The sequence below is a fragment of the Halomonas sp. genome (assembly GCF_041689495.1).
In the GTDB taxonomy this organism is placed as follows: domain Bacteria; phylum Pseudomonadota; class Gammaproteobacteria; order Pseudomonadales; family Halomonadaceae; genus Halomonas.
Genome location: NZ_JBDNGD010000404.1, coordinates 1 through 2,954 on the forward strand (window position 1 = coordinate 1; position 2,954 = coordinate 2,954).

At 63.8% G+C, this 2,954-nt stretch carries 1 protein-coding gene; it reads left to right on the forward strand.

All coding sequences use genetic code 11. The features are described from left to right. Positions 1-123 precede the first annotated feature (123 nt). Entirely contained in the window at positions 124-2,817 is a 2,694-nt protein-coding gene (gene gyrA / locus ACESMD_RS12715; protein WP_372613719.1) for a DNA gyrase subunit A, read from the forward strand. Positions 2,818-2,954 lie beyond the last annotated feature (137 nt).

Below are 2,954 nucleotides of genomic sequence, written 5' to 3' on the forward strand. Positions count from 1 at the left end.
CTTGAGCTGAGCGGCGCTGCCCTTGTGGCCCTCGGGGTGTTATAATCCTGCGCTGTTATGGTGCCACCCTGCGACAGCAAGGAAGCGTGCCAACCCGTTGCCGTGTAAAGGATTCCAAGACCCATGGGTGACATCGCCAGAGAGGTTCTGCCAGTCAACATCGAGGACGAACTCAAGCAGTCGTACCTCGATTACGCCATGAGCGTGATCATCGGTCGTGCCCTGCCCGACGTGCGCGACGGCCTCAAGCCCGTCCACCGGCGCGTGCTGTTCGCCATGCACGAGCTCAGCAACGACTGGAACAAGCCCTACAAGAAATCCGCCCGCGTGGTGGGGGATGTCATCGGTAAGTATCACCCTCATGGTGACAGCGCCGTCTACGACACCATCGTGCGCATGGCCCAGGATTTCTCGATGCGTCACGTGCTGGTCGACGGCCAGGGCAACTTCGGTTCCATCGACGGCGACAATGCCGCCGCCATGCGTTACACCGAGATCCGCATGGCCCGGCTCGCCCATGAGCTGCTCGCCGACCTCGAGAAGGACACCGTCGACTGGGTCGACAACTACGACGGCACCGAACGCATCCCCGATGTCATGCCCACGAAGGTGCCCAACCTGCTGATCAACGGCTCCTCGGGCATTGCCGTGGGTATGGCGACGAACATCCCGCCCCACAACATGATCGAGGTGATCAACGGCTGCCTGGCACTGATCGACGATTACACCCTGACCGTCGATGACCTCATGGAGTACATCACCGGGCCGGATTTCCCCACCGGTGCCATCATCAACGGCCGTGCCGGCATCCTCGAGGCCTACCGTACCGGCCGCGGACGCATCTATGTGCGTGCCTGCCACACCATCGAGCACGACGACAAGACCGGCCGCGACCACATCATCGTCAGCGAGCTGCCCTACCAGGTGAACAAGGCGCGCCTGATCGAGAAGATCGCCGAGCTGGTGAAGGACAAGAAGATTGACGGCATCGCCGAGCTGCGCGACGAGTCCGACAAGGACGGCCTGCGCGTGGTGATCGAGGTCAAGCGAGGTGAGTCCGGCGAGGTGGTGGTCAACAACCTCTTCGCCCAGACCCAGCTGCAGAATGTCTTCGGCATCAACATGGTGGCGATCGAGGAGGGGCAACCCAGAATCCTCAACATCAAGCAGGTGCTCGAGGCCTTCATTCGCCACCGTCGCGAGGTGGTCACCCGGCGTACCCTCTTCGAGCTGCGCAAGAATCGCGAGCGCGGCCATCTTCTCGAGGGGCTGGCCGTCGCCATCTCCAACATCGACGAGGTGATCGAGCTGATCAAGGCCTCGCCGTCCGCCGCCGAGGCCAAGGAGAAGCTGCTGGCCACGACCTGGCAGCCGGGGCAGGTCACCGGCATGCTGGAGCGCGCCGGGGCTACCTCCTGCAAGCCGGACGACCTCGAGCCCGGCTTCGGCCTGGACGACGCCGGCGGCCATTACCGGCTGTCTCCGGCCCAGGCTCAGGCCATCCTCGAGTTGCGCCTGCACCGCCTGACCGGTCTCGAGACCGAGAAGCTGCTGGACGAGTATCTCTCGATCCTCGAGAAGATCGCCGTGCTCACCGAGATCCTGGCCTCCGCCGAGCGTCTGCTCGAGGTGATTCGCGAGGAGTTGATCTCGGTACGCGACCAGTTTGGCAACCCGCGCAAGACCGAGATCCAGGCCAGCCATCTCGACCTCTCCATGGAGGACCTGATCGCCGAGGAGGACATGGTGGTCACGGTGTCCCGCTCCGGCTATGCCAAGACCCAGCCGCTGTCCGACTACCAGGCCCAGCGCCGCGGCGGTCGCGGCAAGTCCGCTACCGCCATGAAGGACGAGGACATCATCGAGCACCTGCTGGTGGCCTCGACCCACGACACCGTGCTGCTGTTCTCCAACAAGGGCAAGGTCTACTGGCTCAAGGTCTACGAGATGCCCAACGCCAGCCGCGGCTCTCGCGGCAAGCCACTGGTCAACATGCTGCCGCTGGACGAGGGCGAGGCCATCAACGCCATCCTGCCGGTGCGTCACTACGACCCGGACAGCTACATCTTCTTCGCCACCGCCAAGGGCACGGTCAAGCGCACCAGCCTGGAGCAGTTCTCGCGGCCGCGCAGTGTCGGCCTGATCGCCATCGACCTGGACGAGGGTGACCGTCTGGTGGGGGCCGCCATCACCTCCGGCAGCGACCATGCCATGCTGCTGTCCTCCAACGGCAAGGCGATCCGCTTCGAGGAAGGTAATGTCCGAGCCATGGGCCGTACCGCCCGCGGCGTTCGCGGTATCCGGCTGCTCAAGGGCGCCGAGGTGATCAACCTGATCATTCCCGGGACCCAGCACATCGATGCCGGGGCCGATCTCGAGGTCGAGGCGGAGAAGGGGGCCGAGGCGACTGCCGCCCAGGGCAACGGCGGCCAGATCACCATCCTCACCGCCAGCGAGAACGGCTACGGCAAGCGCACCCGCCTGGAGGAGTTCCCGCTGCGCGGACGCGCCGGTCAGGGCGTCATCGCCATGCAGACCAGCGTGCGCAATGGCGCCCTGGTGGCCGCCATGCAGGTCTACGAGACTGACGAGATGATGCTGATCACCGACCGCGGAACCCTGGTGCGCACCCGAGTCGAGGAAGTCTCCAGGACCTCGCGCAACACCCAGGGCGTGATGCTGATTCGCCTGGGCAAGGACGAGAAACTGGTCAAGACGGTGCGCGTCGACGAACCCGAAGACGTCGAGCCCGAGCTTGCACCCGACGACGCCGCAATCGACGGCGGAGAAGAAGAGAACGGCCAGGAAGATGCCTAGCAGGCTGTCGGACTTAACGCTGATCTACTGCGAAACCCGGGCTTCCGGCCAATTTCATTCGATTTGATTCGTTAAATAGCGCGCTATTCGCCTCATCAGATCGATAAACTTGTCTCGAAATCCGTATTTCTCGCGAC

Excerpts from the sequence above, each read along its gene's own strand:
- gyrA (WP_372613719.1), top strand. The coding sequence starts at position 124 with ATGGGTGACATCGCCAGAGAGGTTCTGCCAGTCAACATCGAGGACGAA.